At 62.3% G+C, this 20,882-nt stretch carries 12 protein-coding genes; 8 read left to right on the top strand and 4 right to left on the bottom strand.

Going from position 1 to position 20,882, the window contains the following annotated elements; genetic code table 11:
• Positions 1-31: 31 nt before the first annotated feature.
• On the bottom strand, positions 32-520 hold the full coding sequence (locus ACR0LD_RS00540; protein WP_480635250.1) for an ureidoglycolate lyase: 489 nt from the start codon (positions 518-520) through the stop codon (positions 32-34).
• Positions 517-1,935, bottom strand: a complete 1,419-nt coding sequence (gene puuE / locus ACR0LD_RS00535; RefSeq protein WP_480635248.1) for an allantoinase PuuE — start codon at positions 1,933-1,935, stop codon at positions 517-519. The genes ACR0LD_RS00540 and puuE overlap by 4 nt, the downstream gene beginning before the upstream one ends.
• 202 nt (positions 1,936-2,137) lie before the next feature.
• Between puuE and uraH the strand changes: the two genes are divergently transcribed.
• Positions 2,138-2,494 carry a hydroxyisourate hydrolase gene (gene uraH / locus ACR0LD_RS00530; protein WP_170435373.1) on the top strand — a complete coding sequence of 119 codons (357 nt, stop codon included), beginning with the start codon at positions 2,138-2,140 and terminating at the stop codon, positions 2,492-2,494.
• A gap of 4 nt (positions 2,495-2,498) precedes the next feature.
• On the opposite strand, the gene ACR0LD_RS00525 is transcribed toward uraH, so the two are convergent.
• A complete protein-coding gene (locus tag ACR0LD_RS00525; protein ID WP_170337484.1) occupies positions 2,499-3,413 on the bottom strand; it encodes a LysR family transcriptional regulator in 915 nt (304 codons plus the stop codon).
• 95 nt (positions 3,414-3,508) lie between these two features.
• Here ACR0LD_RS00525 and ACR0LD_RS00520 point away from each other — a divergent pair, with 95 nt between their 5' ends.
• The 3 genes from ACR0LD_RS00520 to ACR0LD_RS00510 all read left to right on the top strand — a co-directional run bounded on the left by ACR0LD_RS00520 (position 3,509) and on the right by ACR0LD_RS00510 (position 10,779).
• Positions 3,509-4,732, top strand: a complete 1,224-nt coding sequence (locus tag ACR0LD_RS00520; protein ID WP_480635245.1) for a urate hydroxylase PuuD — start codon at positions 3,509-3,511, stop codon at positions 4,730-4,732.
• A 276-nt stretch (positions 4,733-5,008) separates the two neighbouring features.
• Entirely contained in the window at positions 5,009-6,691 is a 1,683-nt protein-coding gene (locus ACR0LD_RS00515) for an autotransporter assembly complex protein TamA (RefSeq protein WP_480635243.1), read from the top strand.
• Positions 6,688-10,779, top strand: a complete 4,092-nt coding sequence (locus ACR0LD_RS00510; protein WP_480635241.1) for a translocation/assembly module TamB domain-containing protein — start codon at positions 6,688-6,690, stop codon at positions 10,777-10,779. The genes ACR0LD_RS00515 and ACR0LD_RS00510 overlap by 4 nt, the downstream gene beginning before the upstream one ends.
• A gap of 20 nt (positions 10,780-10,799) precedes the next feature.
• Here the strand turns inward: ACR0LD_RS00510 and dnaE are convergent, their stop codons facing one another.
• Positions 10,800-14,300: a DNA polymerase III subunit alpha gene (gene dnaE, locus ACR0LD_RS00505; RefSeq protein ID WP_480635239.1), complete on the bottom strand. Its 3,501-nt coding sequence runs from the start codon at positions 14,298-14,300 to the stop codon at positions 10,800-10,802.
• Positions 14,301-14,645: 345 nt separating this feature from the next.
• Here dnaE and xdhA point away from each other — a divergent pair, with 345 nt between their 5' ends.
• Genes xdhA through ACR0LD_RS00485 form a run of 4 tightly spaced genes read left to right on the top strand, consistent with a single transcriptional unit; the run spans position 14,646 to position 20,855 of the window.
• Positions 14,646-16,007, top strand: a complete 1,362-nt coding sequence (xdhA, locus tag ACR0LD_RS00500; protein WP_480635237.1) for a xanthine dehydrogenase small subunit — start codon at positions 14,646-14,648, stop codon at positions 16,005-16,007.
• On the top strand, positions 16,004-18,406 hold the full coding sequence (xdhB, locus tag ACR0LD_RS00495) for a xanthine dehydrogenase molybdopterin binding subunit (protein ID WP_170443590.1): 2,403 nt from the start codon (positions 16,004-16,006) through the stop codon (positions 18,404-18,406). The genes xdhA and xdhB overlap by 4 nt, the downstream gene beginning before the upstream one ends.
• Entirely contained in the window at positions 18,406-19,341 is a 936-nt protein-coding gene (gene xdhC, locus ACR0LD_RS00490) for a xanthine dehydrogenase accessory protein XdhC (protein ID WP_170366695.1), read from the top strand. The genes xdhB and xdhC overlap by 1 nt, the downstream gene beginning before the upstream one ends.
• Positions 19,338-20,855 carry an ABC transporter ATP-binding protein gene (locus tag ACR0LD_RS00485; RefSeq protein ID WP_170370916.1) on the top strand — a complete coding sequence of 506 codons (1,518 nt, stop codon included), beginning with the start codon at positions 19,338-19,340 and terminating at the stop codon, positions 20,853-20,855. The genes xdhC and ACR0LD_RS00485 overlap by 4 nt, the downstream gene beginning before the upstream one ends.
• Positions 20,856-20,882: the final 27 nt, after the last annotated feature.

Genomic DNA, 20,882 nt, shown 5'->3' with positions numbered 1-20,882 from the left:
TTGCCGCTTCTCCGGCGGCTTCAAAATTGGCTTAGCGTTCAACCACCTCGTAAGGGGTATCGAACCAGTGCTCCTCGAGGTTTGCGCCTGAACCGATACGGTCGACTACCGCGAAAAGGCCTGGCGCGTGCAGTGGCGTCAGCACACCGTGCCACGTGCCCCTATGGTAGTTCACAGCCTGCCCCGGCTGCGTCACGAAGGCCAGCGGCCGGCCGGGAACGCCATCCTCATCCGGCGCGACGATCACCAGGAACGGCTGGTTGGTCATGGGAACGAAAGCCTGGCTGCCTTGGGGGTGACGTTCGACCATGTCCAGTTGATAGGGCAATGCCCGCGGATTGGCATCGAACAGGCTGATCCCCGCGCGCCCATCCGCGAAATCCAGAACCGCCCGGTCATGGTATCGCCCGCACTGACCCTGGTTGATGATCTTGTCCGGCGTGCCCGAAACCTCAAGCACATCGCCGAACGGTGCAAAGGCTTGGGCCGTCAGCGGCGCGATAGGAACGATCCGCGTCATGAGGGCAGCAGGTCGCGCAGCCGGAACTCGGCGATGCGCTCGACCCGGCGGCAGGCCTCGGCGAACTCGGTCTCGCGGTCATTCTCGATGCGTCGCTGGAACGCCTGCAGGATCGAGGCCTTGTCGTGGTCGCGCACCGCGATGATGAAGGGAAAGCCGAATTTTTCGGTGTAACGCGTGTTCAAATCGGTGAAGGCGTCGCGCTCGGCGTCGGTCAGGGCGTCCAACCCGGCCGAGGCCTGTTCCGAGGTGCTTTCGGCCGTCAGGCGTTTGGCCTGCGCCAGCTTGCCCGCCAGATCCGGGTGTGCAGTCAGAACGCCCAGGCGTTCCTCGGACGAGGCCGAACGGAACACCCGCGCCAGCGCGTTGTGCAGCCCGCCCGCCGTATCGTGAGCGGGGCCCAATTCCAGCGCCCAGGCGCGCTCGGCGATCCAGGGTGAATGTTCGAAGATGCCGCCATAGGCCGCCACGAAGGCGTCGCGGTCCATCTGCGAGGGGCGTGGGCGATCCTGCGGCGGATGATGCGCCGCCCAATGTTCGGCAATCTGCAACCGGGTCGCGAACCATACATCGGAGAAGCCGCGCGCATAGCCCAGGAACCGCTTCAGCGCCATCACCCGGCCCGGTCGGCCGATCAGGCGGCAATGCAGACCGATCGACAACATCTTGGGCGCGCCCGCCTGCCCCTCGGCATAGAGCGCATCGAAACTGTCGCGGAGATAGGCGAAGAACTGATCGCCCGAGTTGAACCCCTGCGGCGTGGCAAAGCGCATGTCATTGCAGTCCAACGTATAGGGCACAATCAGCTGGTCGCGCCCACCGGTATGCATCCAATAAGGCAGATCGTCGGCGTAGGTGTCGGCCACATAGGCAAACCCGCCTTCCTCGGCCACCAGCCGCACGGTGTTGTCCGAACATCGCCCCGTGTACCAGCCGCGCGGACGGTCTCCGACCACCTCGGTATGCAGGCGGATCGCCTCGGCGATCTGGGCGCGCTCTTCGTCTTCGGGCATGTCCTTGTGTTCGACCCATTTCAGGCCGTGGCTGGCGATCTCCCACCCGGCGGATTTCATCGCCGCCACCTGATCGGGCGAGCGCGCCAGCGCGGTGGCCACGCCATAGACGGTCACCGGCAGGTCGGCCATCAGGCGATGCAGCCGCCAGAACCCGGCGCGGGCGCCGTATTCATATATGGATTCCATGTTCCAATGACGCTGGCCGGGCCAAGGCGCGGCACCCACGATTTCGGACAGAAATGCCTCGGACGCAGCGTCGCCATGCAATACGCAGTTTTCGCCGCCCTCTTCATAGTTCAGCACGATCTGCACTGCCAGCTTGGCTCCGCCTGGCCACTGGGCATCTGGCGGGTTGGCTCCGTATCCAATCATGTCGCGGGGGTATCGGGGGGGCTGCATTCTGCTTTCCGTCTTCAATTTCAAGCTTCCATTCGGTTTATCCCATAAAACCGTGATGGATTATCAAATCAATCCGAACGCTGTTTCCGGTTGTTTCGGCGTTCCCTGCGCCATGGCCTTTGCCGCAAGGTGGGCAATGCAAACCGGATTGCTTAAAATGGCATCCGAAGACGAAACGTGCAGACAACAGCAGGAGCAACTCGTGGCAGGCTATCTGACGACCCATGTTCTGGACACGGCGCGGGGATGTCCGGCCGAGGGGCTGAAAATCGCGTTGTACCGCGTGTCCGGCAATTCGCACCGGAAACTGGTTGAGATGGAAACCAATGCGGACGGGCGCACCGACAGTCCCATCCTGCCGGAAAAGACTTTCAAGACCGGTATCTACGAGTTGATCTTCTTTGCGGGCGACTACCTGCGGGCCTCCGGACAAGCCGTTGAAGAGCCTCTTTTCCTTGATCAAATACCGATCCGGTTCGGCATGTCCGACCCCGAGGCGCATTACCATGTGCCGCTATTGCTGTCGCCATTCGGGTATTCGACCTACCGGGGCAGCTGACCCCTCAGACCTGCGACGTCCGCACCACGTCGCCGATCCGCGAGATCATGAAATCCATGAACAGTCGCGCTTTGGGGTCCTGATGACGCCGATGCGTGTAGAGACAAGCCATCTGGACCGAAACCGGTGGCGTGTCGACGGCAACGGGCACCAGTCGCCCGGCCTTGAGATGCTCGGCCACTTCAAAAACGGGTTTCATCGCGATCCCCTGCCCAGCCAGCGCCCAATCAGTCAGAACATCGCCATCGTCGCACTCGAACCGTCCGGACACCGCAAACCGTTTGGGTCCTTCGGCAGTCTGCAGCAGCCATTGAAACTCGGTTGCTCCGGGGAATCGCAGGTTCAGGCATTCGTGCCGGTCCGATATCAGCTCCGCCCCGGTCCGGGGCATGCCCCGGCGCGCAACATAGTCTGGCGCAGCACACAAGACGCGCTGGCAATCCGCGATTTTGCGGATTCGCAAAGTGCTGTCTTCGGGTTGACCGATGAAGAACGCCAGATCAAGCCCTTCGGTCGTGAGATCAACAGACCTGTCCGTCAGACGCAGCCGCACGTCAATCTCGGGGTAGTCGGCAAGAAATTCAGGCACTTGAGGCGCCAACAGCCTTCGCCCGACCCCCAGTGGAGCCGCAACAAAAAGCGATCCCCGGGGCGCTTCGGTCAGGTGCACGACCTGCGCCTCGGCCTCGTTCACGGCATCCAGAACCGCAACCGCACCGGGGTAGAACGCCCGGCCCTGCTCGGTCGGGCTGAGGTTTCGGGTGGTACGCTGGAACAATCGCACACCCAAATGATCTTCGAGCTGGGAAATCCGCGCCGAAGTCACCGCTGGCGAGATTCGCAGATCGCGTCCGGCCGCGGACATGCTGCCAAGATCATAGACCCGGACAAAGGTACGGATATTGTCGAGATAGGACATCTTTTCGTTTTTTTTGATACAGTTTGACAATATACGGGAATACCGAAGAAAATCCCGTTTGCCTAGTGTGTCGGCAAGCAATCGGAGAGCTTTGCATGTATGAATTCGCCGTGTTCTGGGACTGGATGGCATTTGCGGTGCGGTGGCTGCATGTCATCACGGCAATCGCCTGGATCGGATCGTCATTCTATTTCATCGCGCTGGACCTCGGCCTGAACCGCGACATCCCCGGTCCTGCGGATGGCGAGGAATGGCAGGTGCATGGCGGCGGCTTCTATCACATCCAGAAATACCTTGTGGCACCCGAGCGGATGCCCGACCACCTGACCTGGTTCAAATGGGAAAGCTATGCAACCTGGCTCAGCGGCGCGGCCCTGCTGATGATCGTTTACTGGGTGGGCGGCGAGCTGTATCTGATCGACGCACAGAAGGCCGATCTGGCGCTGTGGCAGGGCATCCTGATCTCGGCGGCGTCGCTGACCGTGGGCTGGCTGATCTATGACTTCCTGTGCAAATCCGGTCTGGGCGAGCGCCCGACCCTGCTGATGCTGCTGCTGTTCGTTCTGCTGGTGGCGATGGGCTGGGGTTACAACCAGATCTTCACCGGCCGCGCGATGATGCTGCATCTGGGCGCCTTCACCGCCACGATCATGACGGCCAATGTGTTTTTCATCATCATGCCCAACCAACGGATCGTTGTGGACGACCTGAAAAACGGCCGCACCCCGGACCCGAAATACGGCAAGATCGCCAAGCTGCGCTCGACCCACAATAACTATCTGACTTTGCCGGTGGTCTTCCTGATGCTGTCGAACCACTATCCCTTGGCTTTTGCGACCGAATACAACTGGATCATCGCGGCGCTGGTCTTCCTGATGGGTGTCACCATCCGGCACTACTTCAATACGCGCCACGCCCGGGCCGGCAACCCGACCTGGACCTGGCTTGTGACGGCCCTGCTGTTCATCGCCATCATGTGGCTGTCCACTGCGCCGATGTACAAACCGCTGGAAGAGGCCGAGGCGCAGCCTCTGACCCAGTTCGAGGAGCGCTTTGTGCAGGCCAGCGGCTTTGAAGAAGCCCATGACGTAGTCTTGGGGCGCTGTTCCATGTGTCACGCGCGCGAGCCCGTCTGGGACGGAATCCTCTGGGCCCCCAAGGGTGTTCTTCTAGAAACCGAAGGTGACATCGCGCGCAATGCCGAGCAAATCTATCTGCAGGCTGGTGTCAGCCACGCGATGCCGCCGGCCAACATCACCTATATGGAACCCGAAGACCGCGAGGCCATTATCCGTTGGTTCCGAAACGCGGGCCTGTAGCGGCAGCTTTTCCACAACTTCGCATGGGAACTGGGAAATCCGCGTTTATTTCTTTGCCTGAGCGGTTTGAGATGGTCTAACTGTTTCCAAGGGATCGCGGCGCCGCGACAAGCAGCGCAAATCAATGCGGCCCGGGACAGGTGGAGCCATTTGATGCAGGCGAGCAGACGTAGGGGCGGTCTGAAGAACTGGTGCGCGGGTGTGTTTTTTGCCCTCGCCCCGACCTGTGCGATGGCACTGGAAACATCGCTTGCAGCGCCAGGATTGTCGGACGACTTGAAAAAGCAGATTGAGGAAACGTCCTCGGTCATGACTGCCGACAACCGGGGGCTGGACACGCCGCTTGAAGTTCTGTCAGCCGCGTTGTCGGATTACCGAACGATCGTGCAAATTCTCTATGATGCAGGATATTTCGGCCCGTCGGTCAGCATCAAGCTGGACGGGAAAGAAGCGGCAGATCTCAGCTCGCTGAGCGTTCCTGCGCAGATCAATCGGGCAACGATCACCATTCGCCCCGGCAAAGCGTACAATTTCGGAACCGCAGTCGTTCAGCCTTTGGCCCCCGATACGGAATTGCCCGAAGAGTTTGCCCCCGGCAAGCTGGCCACGACCGGCGCCATTCAACAGGCGACTTCGGCCGGGATTCAGGCCTGGAAGGACGCGGGCCACGCCAAAGCGAAACTGCGCGATCAACAGATCATCGCCCGGCACGCACAGGCCCAGCTGGACGCCCGGATCGACCTGGATCAGGGGCCGCGCCTGAAGTTCGGCAAGATGTATATCGAAGGCGGCACCGATGTCCGCCACAGTTCGATCGAGAAAATCGCCGGTTTCCCGTCCGGCGAGGTCTACTCGCCCGAAAAGTTGCAAAAGGTCGGCACACGGCTGCGGCGGACTGGTACGTTCAGCACCGTCTCGATCCAGGAACGGGACACGCCGAACCCGGACGGCACGCTGGATTTCGACGCCACCTTCGAGGACTTGCCCAAACGCCGCCTGACGTTTGGGGTCGAACTGGCTTCGCGCGATGGCTTGGACCTGACCGCGACCTGGACCCACCGCAACGTGTTCCGGCGCGCCCAGCGGCTACGCTTTGAGGCCGCCATCCGAAATATCGGCGGGTCAGAGGATATCGACGGGCGGTTGGGTCTGCGTCTGGATCAGCCTGACCGATTGGGCCCCGACGACAACACCTTCTGGAGCGCGCTGCTCGAGCGCCGAAATACCGACAATTACAGCGTGTCGGTTGCCTCGCTGACCTATGGTGCGCGGCGGACGTTCTCGGACGAGTTGTATGCCGAGGCGGCTGTGGGCTTTTCTATCTCGAACGCTGACGACGCCTATGGTGACGGCCGCAAGTTCCGGTATTTCATCATTCCGTTCCGGTCCGAGTGGGACAAACGCGACAGCAAGGTCAGCGCCACCCGCGGGTATTACCTGGACAGCCAGTTCATGCCCTTTGTCGGCATCTCGGGCACGGATACCGGGCTGCGCCTGTTTTTCGACGGTCGCGCCTATACCAGCCTGGGCACTGGCGGCCGGATCGTGCTGGCCGGGCGGGTGCAACTTGGATCGATACTCGGCCCCCCGCCGGATGGTGTCACACCGGATTTCCTGTTCTTCTCCGGCGGCGCGGGCACCGTTCGCGGTCAGCCCTATGAAAGCCTTGGTGTCCCCGTCGGCACGGGCATTGCCGGCGGCAAGTCCTTTCTTGGCCTGTCGGGCGAGGTGCGCGGCAAGGTCACCGAAAAGCTGTCTCTTGTTGGGTTTTACGACTACGGTATCGTGGACACGTCTTCGTTCATTGGCAGTGGCGCCGAGTACCACGCGGGCGCGGGCCTTGGCGTTCGGTACGATCTGGGCGGCTTCGGCCCGCTAAGGCTGGACCTGGCGGTGCCTGTGCAAGGTGACACGGGCAACGGGCTGCAGTTCTATATCGGGATCGGGCAAGCATTTTGAGGCGTTACCTTTCATATCCTCTGACGGTCGGGGCAACCGCCTTTGCCCTGTCCGGCCCCGTGGCCGCGCAAGAGGAAGAGAGCGGCGGTCTGCTGACCGATTTCCTGCAGAACACGTTATCCGGAGACAACCGAAATATCCGGGTCATCGGCTTGGAGGGCGCGCTGAGCTCTCGCGCACGCATCCAGGAGATCACGGTGGCCGACGACGAAGGAGTCTGGCTGACCATCAAGAACGCCGAGCTGGATTGGAACCGGCTGGCCCTGATCCGCGGCCGGTTTTCCGTGAACGCCCTGACCGCCGAAGAAATCGACATCGCACGCGCACCCGGCAAGACCACCACGGACGAACCGGCCGCCACCGCCGAGACCGAACCCTTTCAACTGCCAGAACTGCCCGTGGCGATTGAGATCGGTGAACTGCGCGTCGACGAGTTGTCCCTGGGCGAACCGCTGATCGGCGTTGCAGCAGACCTTTCAGTGGACGGAAACCTGAATCTTGCCGATGGCGCGCTGGACACCAAGCTGGATATCAATCGGTTGGACCGGGCCGGCGATCAGATAAATCTTGTGGCCGGTTTCCAGAACGAAAGCCGGCAAATCGACCTGGACCTGACCGTCTCCGAGGCGTCAGGTGGGCTGATTTCGACCGCATTGAATATACCGGACAGCCCACCCATCGGCCTGACGGCCAAAGGGTCCGGTCCGATCACCGACTTCACGGCGGATATCGGGCTGAGCAGTGACAATGTCGACCGCGTCTCGGGCCAGGTGCGCCTGCGCGGGATAGAGAATACGGAAGGGGCGGCAGACGAAGGCATTGCCTTTACCGCCGACCTGGGCGGCGACCTGACCCCATTTCTGGCCGCCAACATGGATACCTTCTTCGGTACGGATACACGTCTGTATGTCGATGGCCGTACCGGAGCCCAAGGTGCGCTGGAGATTACCGCGGCGGACATCACGTCCGAAGCTTTGAAACTGGAAGCGCAGCTCAGCCTTGGAACAGGCGGGGCGCTGCAACTGGCAGCCGTCCAGGCACGGATCTCGCCGCCGGCCGGGGACGACGTGGTCCTGCCATTCGGTGGAGGAGACACATCCGTCAAGGCCGCACAGCTCTCTGCCCTGTTCGACCACGAGAACGGCAATCATTGGGACCTGAGCCTGACGACCGAGAATGTTGTCACACCCCAAGTCCAGATTGCGCACACTCGGTTGACCGCACAGGGCACCCTGGCTCAGATTGGCGGCCTGGACCTGACCGGGGATCTTCAAGCCTCTCTGGATGGTTTGGACTTGGCTGACCCTGCTCTGAACACAGCGGTGGGCGATCGCGTCACCCTTGATGGCCTGTTCGAATACGGACGGGACAAATCGCTCCGACTCTCGGGTTTCGAACTTGGGGGAACCGACTATTCAGCGACCGCCGATGCGGTCGTCAGCGGGCTTGAAAGCGGTCTGAAAATTGACGGATCGGCAACGGTGCAGGCGTCCGATCTGTCTCGTTTCTCTGAGGTCGCCAAATTGGATCTGGGCGGCCGGGCATCGGTCCGGGTCGAGGGGGCGGGCTCGCCTTTGGAGGGCAGTTTTGACGGCAAGCTGGCCGTTTCCGGACAAAACCTGTCCACTGGTCGGGACGACATCGACCCCATCATCGCGGGCGAGACGGACATCACGCTGGACGCCAAGCGGGATGCAACCGGCATCTTGATCCGCGCTTTCACCATCGACGGCGAAACCCTGAACGCACAGGCGGATGGCGTGGTCACCACTCCGAACGGCAATCTGACCATCGACGGCCAGGCCCGCGTCAATGCCTCTGACCTTTCGGTATTCTCCGGCCTCGCCAAGCGCGACCTTGCGGGGGCTGTTCAGGCCCAGGTGGATGGCAAAGGCACCGTGCAGACCCTTGAGTTTGATGGCACTGCGCAGGTGACGACTACAGACCTGCAAACCGGGCTAGATCAGGTGGATCCGCTTGTGACCGGGCGCGTCGTCCTGAACTTCGACGGCGCGCGCACCGGTGACCGGATCGAAATCCGCAAAGCGACCGTTGACGCAACCGCGCTGAGTGCCCAAGTCGCGGCAACCATCGACGATCCGACCGGAAACCTGGCCTTTGACGGTCAGGCGCAGGTCGATGCCCCCGACCTGTCCGTCTTTTCCGGACTGGCAGGCCGTACGTTGGCGGGCGCGGTCACGGCGGATGTGACCGGTCGAGGGGCCCGTGGCAGCAAAGTCTTCGACGTGCAGGGCAAAATCAATGCAGAGGACATCCTGACCGGAATCCAAGCGGTGGATGCGCTGATCCCCGGACAGACGACGCTGACAGTCGACGCATCGAACGGCGAGGAAGGGTTGAACATCCGCAACTTCCGGCTTGCAGGGACAGCCTTGTCCGCTAACGCATCCGGCATCTTGAGCCGCGAAAGCGGAGGGCTGAGCTTCTCCGCCGCGTTGGACGACCTCGCCCGGGTTTCACAGACCCTGACGGGACCGCTGAAGGTGAACGGGAATGTGGCCCCCACATCCAGCGGTGTCGAGGGCACGGTCAGAGTGACCGGCCCGGAGACGTCCTATGCCAATCTTGTCGGCAGCGTAAATACGGATGGCTCGGCTGACCTGGACTTTGACGCCAAGTTTGATCGGGTCGAACGTTTTGCGCCCGAGTTTCCGGGCAGCTTGACGGCGAAAGGCAATGCAACGCGCCAGAACGGCGTGTGGACCATTGATGCCAATACCGCCGGACCGGCCGAGATCAGCAGTGCAGTCAAGGGAACCTACGACGAAGCCTCGGGCAATGCCGACATCTCCGCACAGGGCGGCGTCAATTTGGGCATTGCAAACATCTTCATCACGCCCAACAAGATCGACGGATCGGCCCGGTTCGACCTGGCGTTGAAGGGCAAGCCGGCGCTGGAGTCGCTGAGTGGTCAGATCACCACCTCAGGGACGTCGATGGCGATCCCCAGCGTTGGGCAGACCATCACCGATATCGGCGGAACTGTAGACCTTGCCAACAGCCGAGCAACGATTTCGATGCGCGGCGGCATGCGCGCCGGAGGCGGATTTACGGTCAGTGGCCCGGTCGACCTGACACCGCCGTTCAACGCGCAGATCACAACTGCAATCAACAATCTCGTCCTGACCGACAATCTTCTGTACGAGACCACGTTGAACGGCCAGATCGCTATGACGGGCGCCCTGGCAGGGAACAGTTCGCTGGCCGGGCAGATCACGTTTGGCGAGACCAACATCAACCTGGCCGCGGCATCTGGCGCGGTGGGGGCCGCGCCGATCCCCAAGATCGAACACGTGAACGAAAGCAATGCCAGCTACGTCACTCGGGAACGGGCGCAGCTGGTAGAAAAAGAGAAAACGTCGCAATCGGACTCTCGCATCTCTCTCGACATCAACCTGTTGGCCCCCAAGGCGGTTTTCGTACGGGGCCGCGGTGTGAATGCTGAATTGGGCGGTGCGATCTTCATCAAGGGCACCACCAAATCCGTCATCCCATCGGGCCAGATCGAACTGATCCGCGGTAATCTGGACATCCTTGGCCGGAGGCTGGCGCTGACCAAAGGCGTGGTCAGCCTGCAGGGCGACCTGACGCCGTATATCGAGTTCGAATCCTCGGCCAGCACTTCGGATGGAACCGCAACGTTGGAAATCGCGGGCCCGCTGGATTCTCCGACAGTCGATGTGTTCTCGGACCCCGAACGCCCCGCCGAAGAGGCGCTGGCCATGCTGCTGTTCGGCAACCGCTTTTCCGAACTGTCCCCGTTTGTCATCGCCCAGATGGCCGCGTCGCTGGCCCAACTGAGCGGTGCCGGTGGCGATGCCACCAAGGGCGTTCGGGACGCCACGGGCGTAGATACCGTCGACGTCGGCGCGACCGAGGGCGGCGGCGGGCGTCTGGGCGCCGGCGCTTATCTGAGCGACAACCTGTACACCGATTTCACCGTGAACACCGAAGGCGACACCGAGGTGAACCTGAACCTGGACGTCAGCGACAGCGTGACGGTGCGCGGCACCGTAGATGGGCGCGGCGATACCGGCATCGGGATTTTCTTCGAGCGTGACTACTAGGGTTGGGCGGGACCGCCACCCTAGACCTCTTCGACGGACAAGACCCCATCCAGTGATTTGATGGCACCCTTGATCTGGGGATTGATCGGGAATTCCTGCCCCAGGTCCATCTCGACCTCTCCCGGCAAGCCCGGATCCAGAAGACACAAATGGATCGGCCCTTTCGAGGCGTTTTTGGCCGCCCCCGCAGCATCCGCAAGAACGCTGGCGACCGTCGACAGCGCCTGTGATTGGTCCAAAAAGATACGAAGCCCGGTCGCGCCGGCCTCGGCCACGACTGAATCCGCCGGCCCGACCGAGCGCGCCAGCAGCTTCAGCTGGTCAGCCTCCATCGTGGCTTCGGCCGTCAGCACGACCTGCGCGCCGGTTTCCAGATATTCGCGTGATTTCTCTAGGGTTTCCGAGAACAGCGTCACCTCGTACGCCCCCGTCGGGTCGGACAGCTGTGCAAAGGCGAACCGGTTGCCTTTGGCCGATTTCCGTTCCTGTCGCCCGGCGACCACACCGGCCATCTTGGCGATCAACGGACCCGAGCGTGCCTTTTCGGTAACCTCGTCCAGCGTCATCACCTGCTTGCGTTTCAGCGCGGGCATATAGTCGTCCAGCGGGTGGCCGGACAGGTAGAAGCCGATGGCCTTGAATTCCTCGCTCAGCCGTTCGGCGGGTAGCCAGTCGGGCGATTTCGACAGGCGCGGTTCGGGCAGGTCGTCGCCCGCCTCGCCGAACAGCGAGACCTGGTTCGAGTTCTTCTGTTCGTGGATCGCGGCGGAATACTGCACCAGCTGTTCGAGGCTTTCGAAGACCCGGCGGCGGTTCTTGTCCAGCTCGTCAAAGGCGCCCGCGCGCGCCAGCATCTCCAGCGGCCGTTTTCCGACCTTCTTCAGATCGACCCGGCGGGCAAAGTCAAAGAGGTTGACGAACGGCTTGTCGCCCCTGCCCTGCACCACGAGGTTCATCGCCTCGACGCCCACGTTCTTGAGCGCGCCCAGCGCATAGACCAGCTTGCCATCCACCACATCAAACGTTGCCTGCGACCGGTTTATGCAAGGCGGCACGTAGGGCAGTTCCAAACCCTTGCGGACCTCTTCGAAATAGATCGCCAGCTTGTCGGTCAGATGGATATCGCAGTTCATGACACCGGCCATGAATTCGACCGGGTGGTTCGCCTTCAGCCAGCCGGTCTGATAGCTGACCACCGCGTAGGCCGCCGCGTGAGATTTGTTGAAGCCGTAGTTGGCGAATTTCTCCAGCAGGTCGAACACCTCGGACGCCTTCTTGGCATCTACCCCGTTCGCGGCTGCCCCGGCCTCGAATTTCGGGCGCTCGGCGTCCATCGCCTCTTTGATTTTTTTACCCATCGCGCGGCGCAGCAGGTCGGCGCCGCCGAGGCTGTAGCCCGCCATGACCTGCGCGATCTGCATCACCTGCTCCTGGTAGACGATGATGCCTTGCGTTTCTTCCAGAATGTGGTCGATCAGCGGGTGGACCGAGGTGATCTTGCGCTGGCCATTCTTGACCTCGCAATAGGTCGGGATGTTCTCCATCGGGCCGGGACGGTAGAGCGCGACCAGCGCCACGATGTCCTCGATGCAGGTGGGTTTCATGCGCTTGAGCGCATCCATCATGCCCGAGCTTTCAACCTGGAACACCGCCACGGTCTTGGCCGCGGAATAGAGCTTGTAGGTGGCCGGGTCATCCAGCGGGATGGCGTTGATCTGGTTCTCGGCCCCCTCGGCCGGCTCATAAAGCTGCCGACCGTCGGCCGCCACGTGCAATGGCCGTCCGGACTTGAAGATCAGGTCCATGGCGTTCTGGATGACCGTCAGAGTCTTGAGGCCCAGAAAGTCGAATTTCACCAGACCGGCCTGTTCGACCCACTTCATGTTGAACTGGGTGGCAGGCATGTCCGAGCGGGGGTCCTGATAGAGCGGCACCAGCTCGTCCAGCGGCCGGTCGCCGATCACCACGCCGGCGGCGTGGGTCGAAGCGTTGCGCAGCAGCCCCTCGACCTGCTGGCCGTAAGTCAGAAGGCGGTCGACCACCTCTTCGTTGCGGGCCTCTTCGCGCAGGCGCGGTTCGTCTTTCAGGGCCTTCTCGATTGACACCGGCTTGACGCCTTCGACCGGGATCATCTTGGACAGGCGGTCCACCTGGCCGTAGGGCATCTGCAGCACCCGCCCGATGTCGCGCACCGCGGCCTTGGACAAGAGCGCGCCGAAGGTGATGATCTGGCCAACCTTGTCGCGGCCGTATTTCTGCTGAACATACCGGATCACCTCTTCGCGGCGGTCCATGCAGAAGTCGATGTCAAAGTCGGGCATCGACACCCGTTCGGGGTTCAGGAAGCGTTCGAACAGCAGGCTGTAACGCAACGGGTCAAGGTCGGTAATCGTCAGCGCATAGGCCACCAGCGAACCCGCGCCCGAGCCACGGCCCGGACCGACGGGGATGTCATGATCCTTGGCCCATTTGATGAAGTCCGCAACGATCAGGAAGTAACCGGGGAACCCCATGCCCTCGATGATGTCCAATTCGAAATCCAGACGCTTCTGGTATTCCTCGGGTGGGACAGCGTGCGGGATCACCGCCAGTCGGGCCTGCAGACCCTCGTTGGCCTGGCGGCGTAGCTCCTCGACCTCGTCATCGGCGAATTTCGGCAGGATCGGATCCCGTTTGTAGGCCATGAAGGCGCAACGTTTGGCAATCTCGACCGTGTTTGCGATCGCCTCGGGCAGATCGGCAAAGAGCGTGGCCATTTCCTGCGGAGATTTGAAGTAATGCTGCGCGGTCAGGCGGCGACGACCTTCCTGCTGGTCGACATAGGCACCCTCGGCAATGCAGATCAGCGCATCATGCGCCTCATACATATCCGAGGTCGGGAAATAGACGTCATTCGTGGCCACCAGAGGCAGGTTCTTGGCATAGGCCATTTCCACATGGCCGCGCTCGGTCAGGCGCTCGGCCTCGGGCTGGCCATCCTCGCCGGGATGACGTTGCAGTTCGATATAAAGCCGATCGGGGAACATCGCGGCCAACCGATCTACCAGCAACTCGGCCGCCGGACGCTGGCCCTGCTGCAACAGGCGGCCCACGGGCCCATCCGGTCCGCCGGTCAAGCAGATCAGCCCATCGGAATGCGCAGCCAACTCCTCAAGCGTGACCTGCGGCAACTGCCCGCCCTTGTCCACATACAGGCACGAGCTGAGCTTCATCAGATGCTCATACCCCGTCTCAGACTGTGCCAGCAGTACAATCGGCGCAGGGGGCTTGGGTTTTTCCCCCGGCTGCGCCCGAACATACGCCAGATCAACCTGGCAGCCCATGATCGGCTGCACACCCGCACCGCTTGCGGTGACCGAGAATTCCAGCGCCGCGAACATGTTGTTGGTGTCTGTCACCGCAACTGCGGGCATGTCCATCTGCTCGCACAGCGTTGGCAGTTTCTTCAGGCGCACCGCCCCCTCAAGAAGGGAGTATTCGGTGTGAACTCGGAGGTGGATGAATCGAGGAGTACTGCTCATACGAGGCAGGCTATCGCACTCGCGACCCGGGAAAAAGCCGGAACAGTTAGGGCTGATTGCTGAAAAAATAGTCGCGCATTATTCGGAGATTCCAGAAGGTGCTTCAGTCGACGCCGCCGGAGTTACACCAAAATCTCTTTCAATTCAGATGCCTAGATAATAATGACGTGGTGCATATCAAGGCATGGGATCGGGAATGGTACATTCGGCAGGCAGTTTTTCTTGCCAGCGCGCACAGGCTGTTTCTAACATCTTCAGGCAAGCTACAAGCCCGCTTCTTTCTCTACGTCGCATCGAGACAGGAGCACCCATGGGCGCAACCGGGTAAGGCGACGGGTTTCAAGAATGAACATCACGTTTCTTCTGAACGGAGAGACAGTGGAGCTGGCGGATGTCGATCCGACGGCCACATTGCTGGACTGGCTGCGCGAGGATCGCGGTCTGACCGGCACGAAGGAAGGCTGCAACGAGGGCGATTGCGGGGCCTGCACCGTCATGGTGACGGATGAGGCCGGCGCCAAGGCGCTGAATTCCTGCATTCTTTTTCTGCCTCAGCTGCATGGCAAGGCAGTGCGCACGGTCGAGGGGGCGGCCGGGCCCGACGGCGAGCCCCATCCCGTTCAGCAGGCGATGGTGGACCTTCATGGCTCGCAATGTGGATTCTGCACGCCCGGTTTCGTGATGGCGATGGTGGCCAGCCACGCCAACGGCGCGACGGATCATGACACGCAACTGGCCGGCAACCTGTGCCGCTGCACCGGCTATGCGCCGATCATCCGCGCGGCAAAAGCCGTTGAAGACCAGCCGGTGCCGGTCTGGGTCAAGGACAAGCCGGTTGCAGCCAAGCCGGCCTCACCCCTTCTGCCGAAGTCCTCCGACGAACTGGCCAAGGTCTTTGCCGCCCATCCCGGTGCAACTTTGATCGCGGGTGCCACCGATGTCGGCCTTTGGGTCACCAAACAGCTGCGGAACCTTGACCCGGTGATCTTTCTGGGCGGCTGCGACGATCTGAAGGAAATTTCGATCACCGAAGACGAGGTCCACATCGGCGCGATGGTGGACATGAACCGCCTGGGCGCGGCGATGGCCGATCTGCATCCGTCCTATGCCGAGATGATCCGGCGCTATGCCAGCGTTCAAGTGCGCCATGCGGCCACGGTGGGCGGCAACATCGCCAACGGCTCGCCCATCGGGGACAACCCGCCCGCGCTGATCGCGCTGGGGGCCACGCTGCATCTGCGCAAGGGCGACGAGCGCCGGTCGATCCCTCTTGAAGACTTCTTCATTGACTATGGAAAGCAGGATCGCGCGCCCGGCGAGTTCGTGGAAGCGGTCAGCTTTCTGCGTCAACCCGACCGGCTGAAATGCTACAAGCTGAGCAAACGGTTCGATCAGGATATCTCAGCCGTATGCGGCTGTTTCAACATTATCGTTTCGGACGGCGTCGTCTCGCAAGCCCGGATCGCCTTTGGCGGAATGGCCGGTGTGCCGAAACGCGCGACTCGGGTTGAGGCCGCGCTGACCGGTCGCCCGTGGACGGCGGAAACCGTTCAAAGCGCTTTGCCGGCCTTTGCCGAGGACTATTCCCCGATGAGCGACATGCGTGCCTCGGCCCGCTACCGGCTGGAGACCGTAAAGGCCCTGCTCGAACGCTATTTCCTAGAAGATCAAGGTGAGCTGACCAATGTGCTGGAGGTGTCGGCATGAGCGTGACCAAGCCGCTGCCCCATGACGCCGCACCCCTGCATGTGTCCGGCGCCGCCCGTTATGTTGACGACATTCCGACGCCCAAGGGCACGTTGCATCTGGCGTTCGGCCTGAGCCCGATCGCCAAGGGCCGGATCACGGCGATGGACCTGTCGGACGTCCGCGCGGCCCAGGGGGTCGTGATGGTGATGACCGCCGAGGACCTGCCCTTTGCCAATGACGTCTCGCCCTCGATCCATGACGAACCATTGCTGTCCGACGGCACCGTGAATTACGTGGGCCAGCCCGTGTTTCTGGTTGTCGCCACCAGCCACTTGGCCGCCCGCAAGGCCGCGCGGTTGGGCAGGATCGACTATGCCGAGGAAACGCCGATCCTGACGATCGAAGAGGCTCTGGCCGCAGACAGCCGGTTCGAGGACGGCCCCCGCATCTATGCGAAAGGCGATGCAGAAGCCGCCATCGCGCAGGCGGCGCATGTGGTCGAAGGCACGTTCGAGATCGGCGGGCAGGAGCATTTCTACCTGGAAGGCCAGGCCGCGCTGGCGGTGCCGAATGAAGGCAGCGACATGCTGGTGCATTCCTCGACCCAGCACCCGACCGAGATTCAACACAAGGTGGCCGACGCTTTGGGCGTTCCCATGCACGCGGTACGGGTCGAAACCCGGCGGATGGGCGGCGGGTTCGGTGGCAAGGAAAGCCAGGGCAACGCGCTGGCCGTGGCCTGCGCAGTTGCGGCACGGGCAACCGGTCGAGCCTGCAAGATGCGCTATGACCGGGATGATGACATGACCATCACCGGCAAGCGCCATGCCTTCCGCATCAGCTACAAGGCCGGCTTTGACGAAAACGGCCACATTCAGGGTGTTTCTTTCCTGCACTACGCCATCTGCGGTTGGGCGCAGGACCTGTCGCTGCCGGTCGCCGACCGGGCGATGCTGCATTCCGACAACGCCTACCTGCTGCCCAATGCGCGGATCGAGAGCCATCGGCTGAAGACCAACACACAGTCCGCAACCGCCTATCGCGGCTTTGGCGGGCCGCAGGGCATGGTCGGAATCGAGCGCGTGATGGATCACGCCGCGCATGTGCTGGGTCTGGACCCGGTCGAGCTGCGGCGGCGGAACTACTATGAACCGGCGCACGCAGGCGTTGCAGAACCGGTGCGGGACAAGCCGCTGGGCCACCCGGATCCGCATGAGGATCTGACCAGCCGCGGCGCGGTCGAAACCGGCCGCTCGGTGGTGCGCCCTGTGCCCGCGGGTGGGAACACCACCCCCTATGGCATGGAAGTCACCGATTTCGAGCTGCATCCCATGACCGAAGCCCTGCTGGACTCCTGCGACTACGCGGCCCGCAAGGCGGCGATCGAGAAGTGGAATGCCGAAAACCGCGTGATCAAGAAGGGCATCGCCTTTTCACCGGTCAAGTTCGGGATTTCCTTTACGCTCACTCACCTGAACCAGGCCGGGGCGTTGGTGCATGTCTATCAGGACGGCTCGGTGCATCTGAACCATGGCGGCACCGAGATGGGCCAGGGCCTGTTCCAGAAAGTGGCGCAGGTAGCGGCCGCGCGGTTCGGCATTCCGCTGGAGATGGTGAAGATCACGGCGACCGATACCGCCAAAGTGCCCAACACCTCGGCCACGGCGGCCTCGTCCGGCAGCGATCTGAACGGGATGGCGGTCAAGGCCGCCTGCGACACGATCCGCGACCGGATGGCCGCCTATCTGGCCGAGCGGCATCAGACCGATCCATCGGCGGTCGTCTTTGCCGATGGCCGGGTCAGTGTGGGCGAGGAAAGCTACAGCTTTGCCGAAGCCGCGGCGCTGGCCTATCAGGGGCGTGTCAGCCTGTCGGCAACCGGGTTCTACAAGACCCCCAAGATCGAGTGGGACCGGATCGCCGGACGCGGGCGCCCGTTCTTCTATTTCGCCTATGGAGCTTCGGTGACCGAAGTCGCCGTAGACACTCTGACCGGCGAGAACCGCATCCTTCGGACGGATATCCTGCATGATGCGGGTGCTTCGCTGAACCCTGCGCTGGATATCGGGCAGGTCGAGGGCGGCTATGTGCAAGGTGCGGGCTGGCTGACGACCGAGGAACTGGTCTGGGACGACAAAGGCCGGCTGCGCACCCATGCGCCATCGACCTACAAGATCCCCGCCTGTTCGGACCGACCGGGTGTGTTCAACGTTGCGCTTTGGGATGGTCAGAACCGCGAAGACACCATCTATCGCTCAAAAGCAGTGGGCGAGCCGCCTTTCATGCTGGGCATCTCGGCCTGGCTGGCGTTGTCGAACGCGGTTGCGGCCTGCGGCGACGGGTATCCTGCGATCAATGCCCCGGCCACCGCCGAAGAGGTCTGGACCGCCATTCAACGCATGCGTGGAGGTACCTGATGGGATTTGACCGGGAGACTTTGAGGGAGGCGGTCAAGACGCATGGCAAGGTGACCCGCGTGGTCATTGCCGCAATCCGAGGCTCGTCCCCGCGCGAGGTCGGCGCCGCGATGCTGGTCTGGAAGGGCGGGCAATCCGGCACGATCGGGGGCGGCACGCTGGAGTATCAGGCGACTGAGGCCGCCCGGGTCCAGCAAAGCCCAACCTGCCTGTCCCGCCATGCGCTGGGTCCCGACCTCGGGCAATGCTGTGGCGGTGCCGTAACGCTGCTGAGCGAGGTCTATGACCTGAAATCCATCGAGGCCCTGGACGATACCGTCATCGCACGCCCGACTGCCGGTGGTGACATGCCATTGTCGGTCAAGCGGCTGCTGGCAACCGCACGCGCACAGGGTATCGCGCCTGACCCACAATTGCTTGACGGCTGGATGATCGAGCCGGTGCACACACCGACCCGCCAATTGTGGATCTGGGGGGCCGGTCATGTCGGACGGGCGCTTGTGGATGTGCTGTCGCCTCTCCCCGATCTTGCCATCACCTGGGTGGACACCGCCGCCGACCGGTTTCCAGCTGACATCCCAGCAGGTGTAACCGTGGTTCCGGCAGCGAACCCGGCCGACCTCGTGCGCCACGCACCGGTCCAAGCCGAGCACTTGGTGCTGACTTATTCACACAATCTGGATCTGGAACTGTGCAACCGGCTATTGACGCACGGTTTTCACTTTGCCGGGCTGATCGGCTCGGCTACGAAATGGGCGCGATTCCGTTCGCGCCTGGCTGCGCTGGGTCACTCACCGGCTCAGATCGCCCGGATCACCTGCCCGATCGGTGACCCATCGTTGGGCAAGCACCCGCAGATGATCGCAGTTGGTGTGGCAGCGCAAATTCTGCGCCCCGCCCGACAGAACGACTTGAAGAAGGACCAGAGCGCGTGACCACTCCACTACTGAGCTTGCAGGGGCTGACCAAGGCCTATCCCGGCGTCGTGGCCAACGACCACGTGTCCTTTGACATCGGTGAGGGCGAAGTTCACGCCCTCCTGGGCGAAAACGGCGCGGGAAAATCCACGCTGGTGAAGATGATCTACGGGCTGGTCAAGCCGGACAGCGGCACGATGCTGTTGCGCGGCCAACCCTATGCGCCGGCCGAGCCGCGTGCGGCCCGTGCCGACGGCATCGCCATGGTGTTCCAGCATTTTTCGCTGTTCGACGCGCTCAACGTGGCCGAAAACATCGCCCTGGGCATGGAAAGCCCGCCGCCGATGGGTGATCTGGCATCGCGTATTCGCGAGGTCTCGGAGACCTATGGCCTGCCGCTGGATCCGTATCGTCGGGTTGGTGACCTGTCCGCCGGTGAACGCCAGCGAGTTGAGATCATCCGCTGCCTGCTGCAGGACCCAAAGCTGCTGATCATGGACGAACCGACCTCGGTCCTGACCCCGCAGGAGGTAGATATCCTGTTCGAAACACTGAAAAAACTGCGGTCGGAAGGAACTTCGATCCTGTACATCTCGCACAAACTGGAGGAAATCCGCACGCTGTGCGACCACGCCACCATTCTGCGGCTGGGCAAGAACGTGGGTGAATGCACACCCAGCGAAACATCCGCCCGCGACATGGCAGAAATGATGGTGGGATCAGCCCTTCAGACTCCTGAACGGTCCGGGCGCGAGTTCGGACCCGTCGCGCTGGATGTTTCCGGGCTTTCGGTTCCGTCCCCTTCCGAATTCGGGACCGCGCTGAAGAACGTGCACCTGACCGTCCGCAAGGGCGAAGTCCTTGGCATCGGCGGCGTGGCCGGCAACGGTCAGGACGAACTGCTGGGCGTTCTGTCCGGTGAAATCCTGACGGACGCGGATGCGATCCGCTTCAACGGCCAGCCGATCGGCAAACTGGGCCCGACGGCCCGGCGCAGACTGGGTGTGCTGACGGCCCCAGAAGAGCGGTTGGGACATGCCGCGGCGCCGGACATGAGCCTGACGGAAAACGCTCTGCTGACCGGCTCGGTGCGCGAGTCTCTGGAGAAGAATGGTTTTTTGAAATGGGCCGACACCCGCGTGTTTGCGGAGAAGATCATTCAGGCATTCGACGTGCGGACCCCGGGGCCGGAAAACGCCGCGCGGTCGCTGTCGGGCGGCAACCTGCAGAAATTCGTCATCGGCCGGGAAGTCCTGCAAAACCCCGAAGTGCTGGTCGTGAACCAGCCGACCTGGGGCGTCGACGCCGCCGCAGCCGCTGCGATCCGTCAGGCCATTCTGGACCTTGCGGCCAAGGGAACGGCGGTGGTCTGCATCAGCCAGGATCTGGATGAACTGATGGAGATTTCCGACAGTTTCGCCGCCTTGAACGAAGGGCGCCTCAGCGCTCCGCGACCCACAACTGGCCTGACCGTCGAAGAGATCGGTCTGATGATGGGCGGCGCGCATGGGATGGAGGTGGCCCATGTGTAGCCTACGGTGCCGCCTCTGGCGCAATAA

The organism is Ruegeria sp. BF8 (genome assembly GCF_056538625.1).
The sequence above is the reverse complement of the archived record's forward strand: the minus strand, read 5'-3'. Positions and strand labels throughout refer to the sequence as shown.

Bases quoted from the DNA above. Each gene is read 5' to 3' on its own strand.
- xdhA (WP_480635237.1), top strand. From the start codon at position 14,646: ATGAACATCACGTTTCTTCTGAACGGAGAGACAGTGGAGCTGGCGGAT.
- ACR0LD_RS00540 (WP_480635250.1), bottom strand. From the start codon at position 520: ATGACGCGGATCGTTCCTATCGCGCCGCTGACGGCCCAAGCCTTTGCA.
- xdhC (WP_170366695.1), top strand. From the start codon at position 18,406: ATGGGATTTGACCGGGAGACTTTGAGGGAGGCGGTCAAGACGCATGGC.
- puuE (WP_480635248.1), bottom strand. From the start codon at position 1,935: ATGCAGCCCCCCCGATACCCCCGCGACATGATTGGATACGGAGCCAAC.
- ACR0LD_RS00525 (WP_170337484.1), bottom strand. From the start codon at position 3,413: ATGTCCTATCTCGACAATATCCGTACCTTTGTCCGGGTCTATGATCTT.
- xdhB (WP_170443590.1), top strand. From the start codon at position 16,004: ATGAGCGTGACCAAGCCGCTGCCCCATGACGCCGCACCCCTGCATGTG.
- dnaE (WP_480635239.1), bottom strand. From the start codon at position 14,300: ATGAGCAGTACTCCTCGATTCATCCACCTCCGAGTTCACACCGAATAC.
- ACR0LD_RS00520 (WP_480635245.1), top strand. From the start codon at position 3,509: ATGTATGAATTCGCCGTGTTCTGGGACTGGATGGCATTTGCGGTGCGG.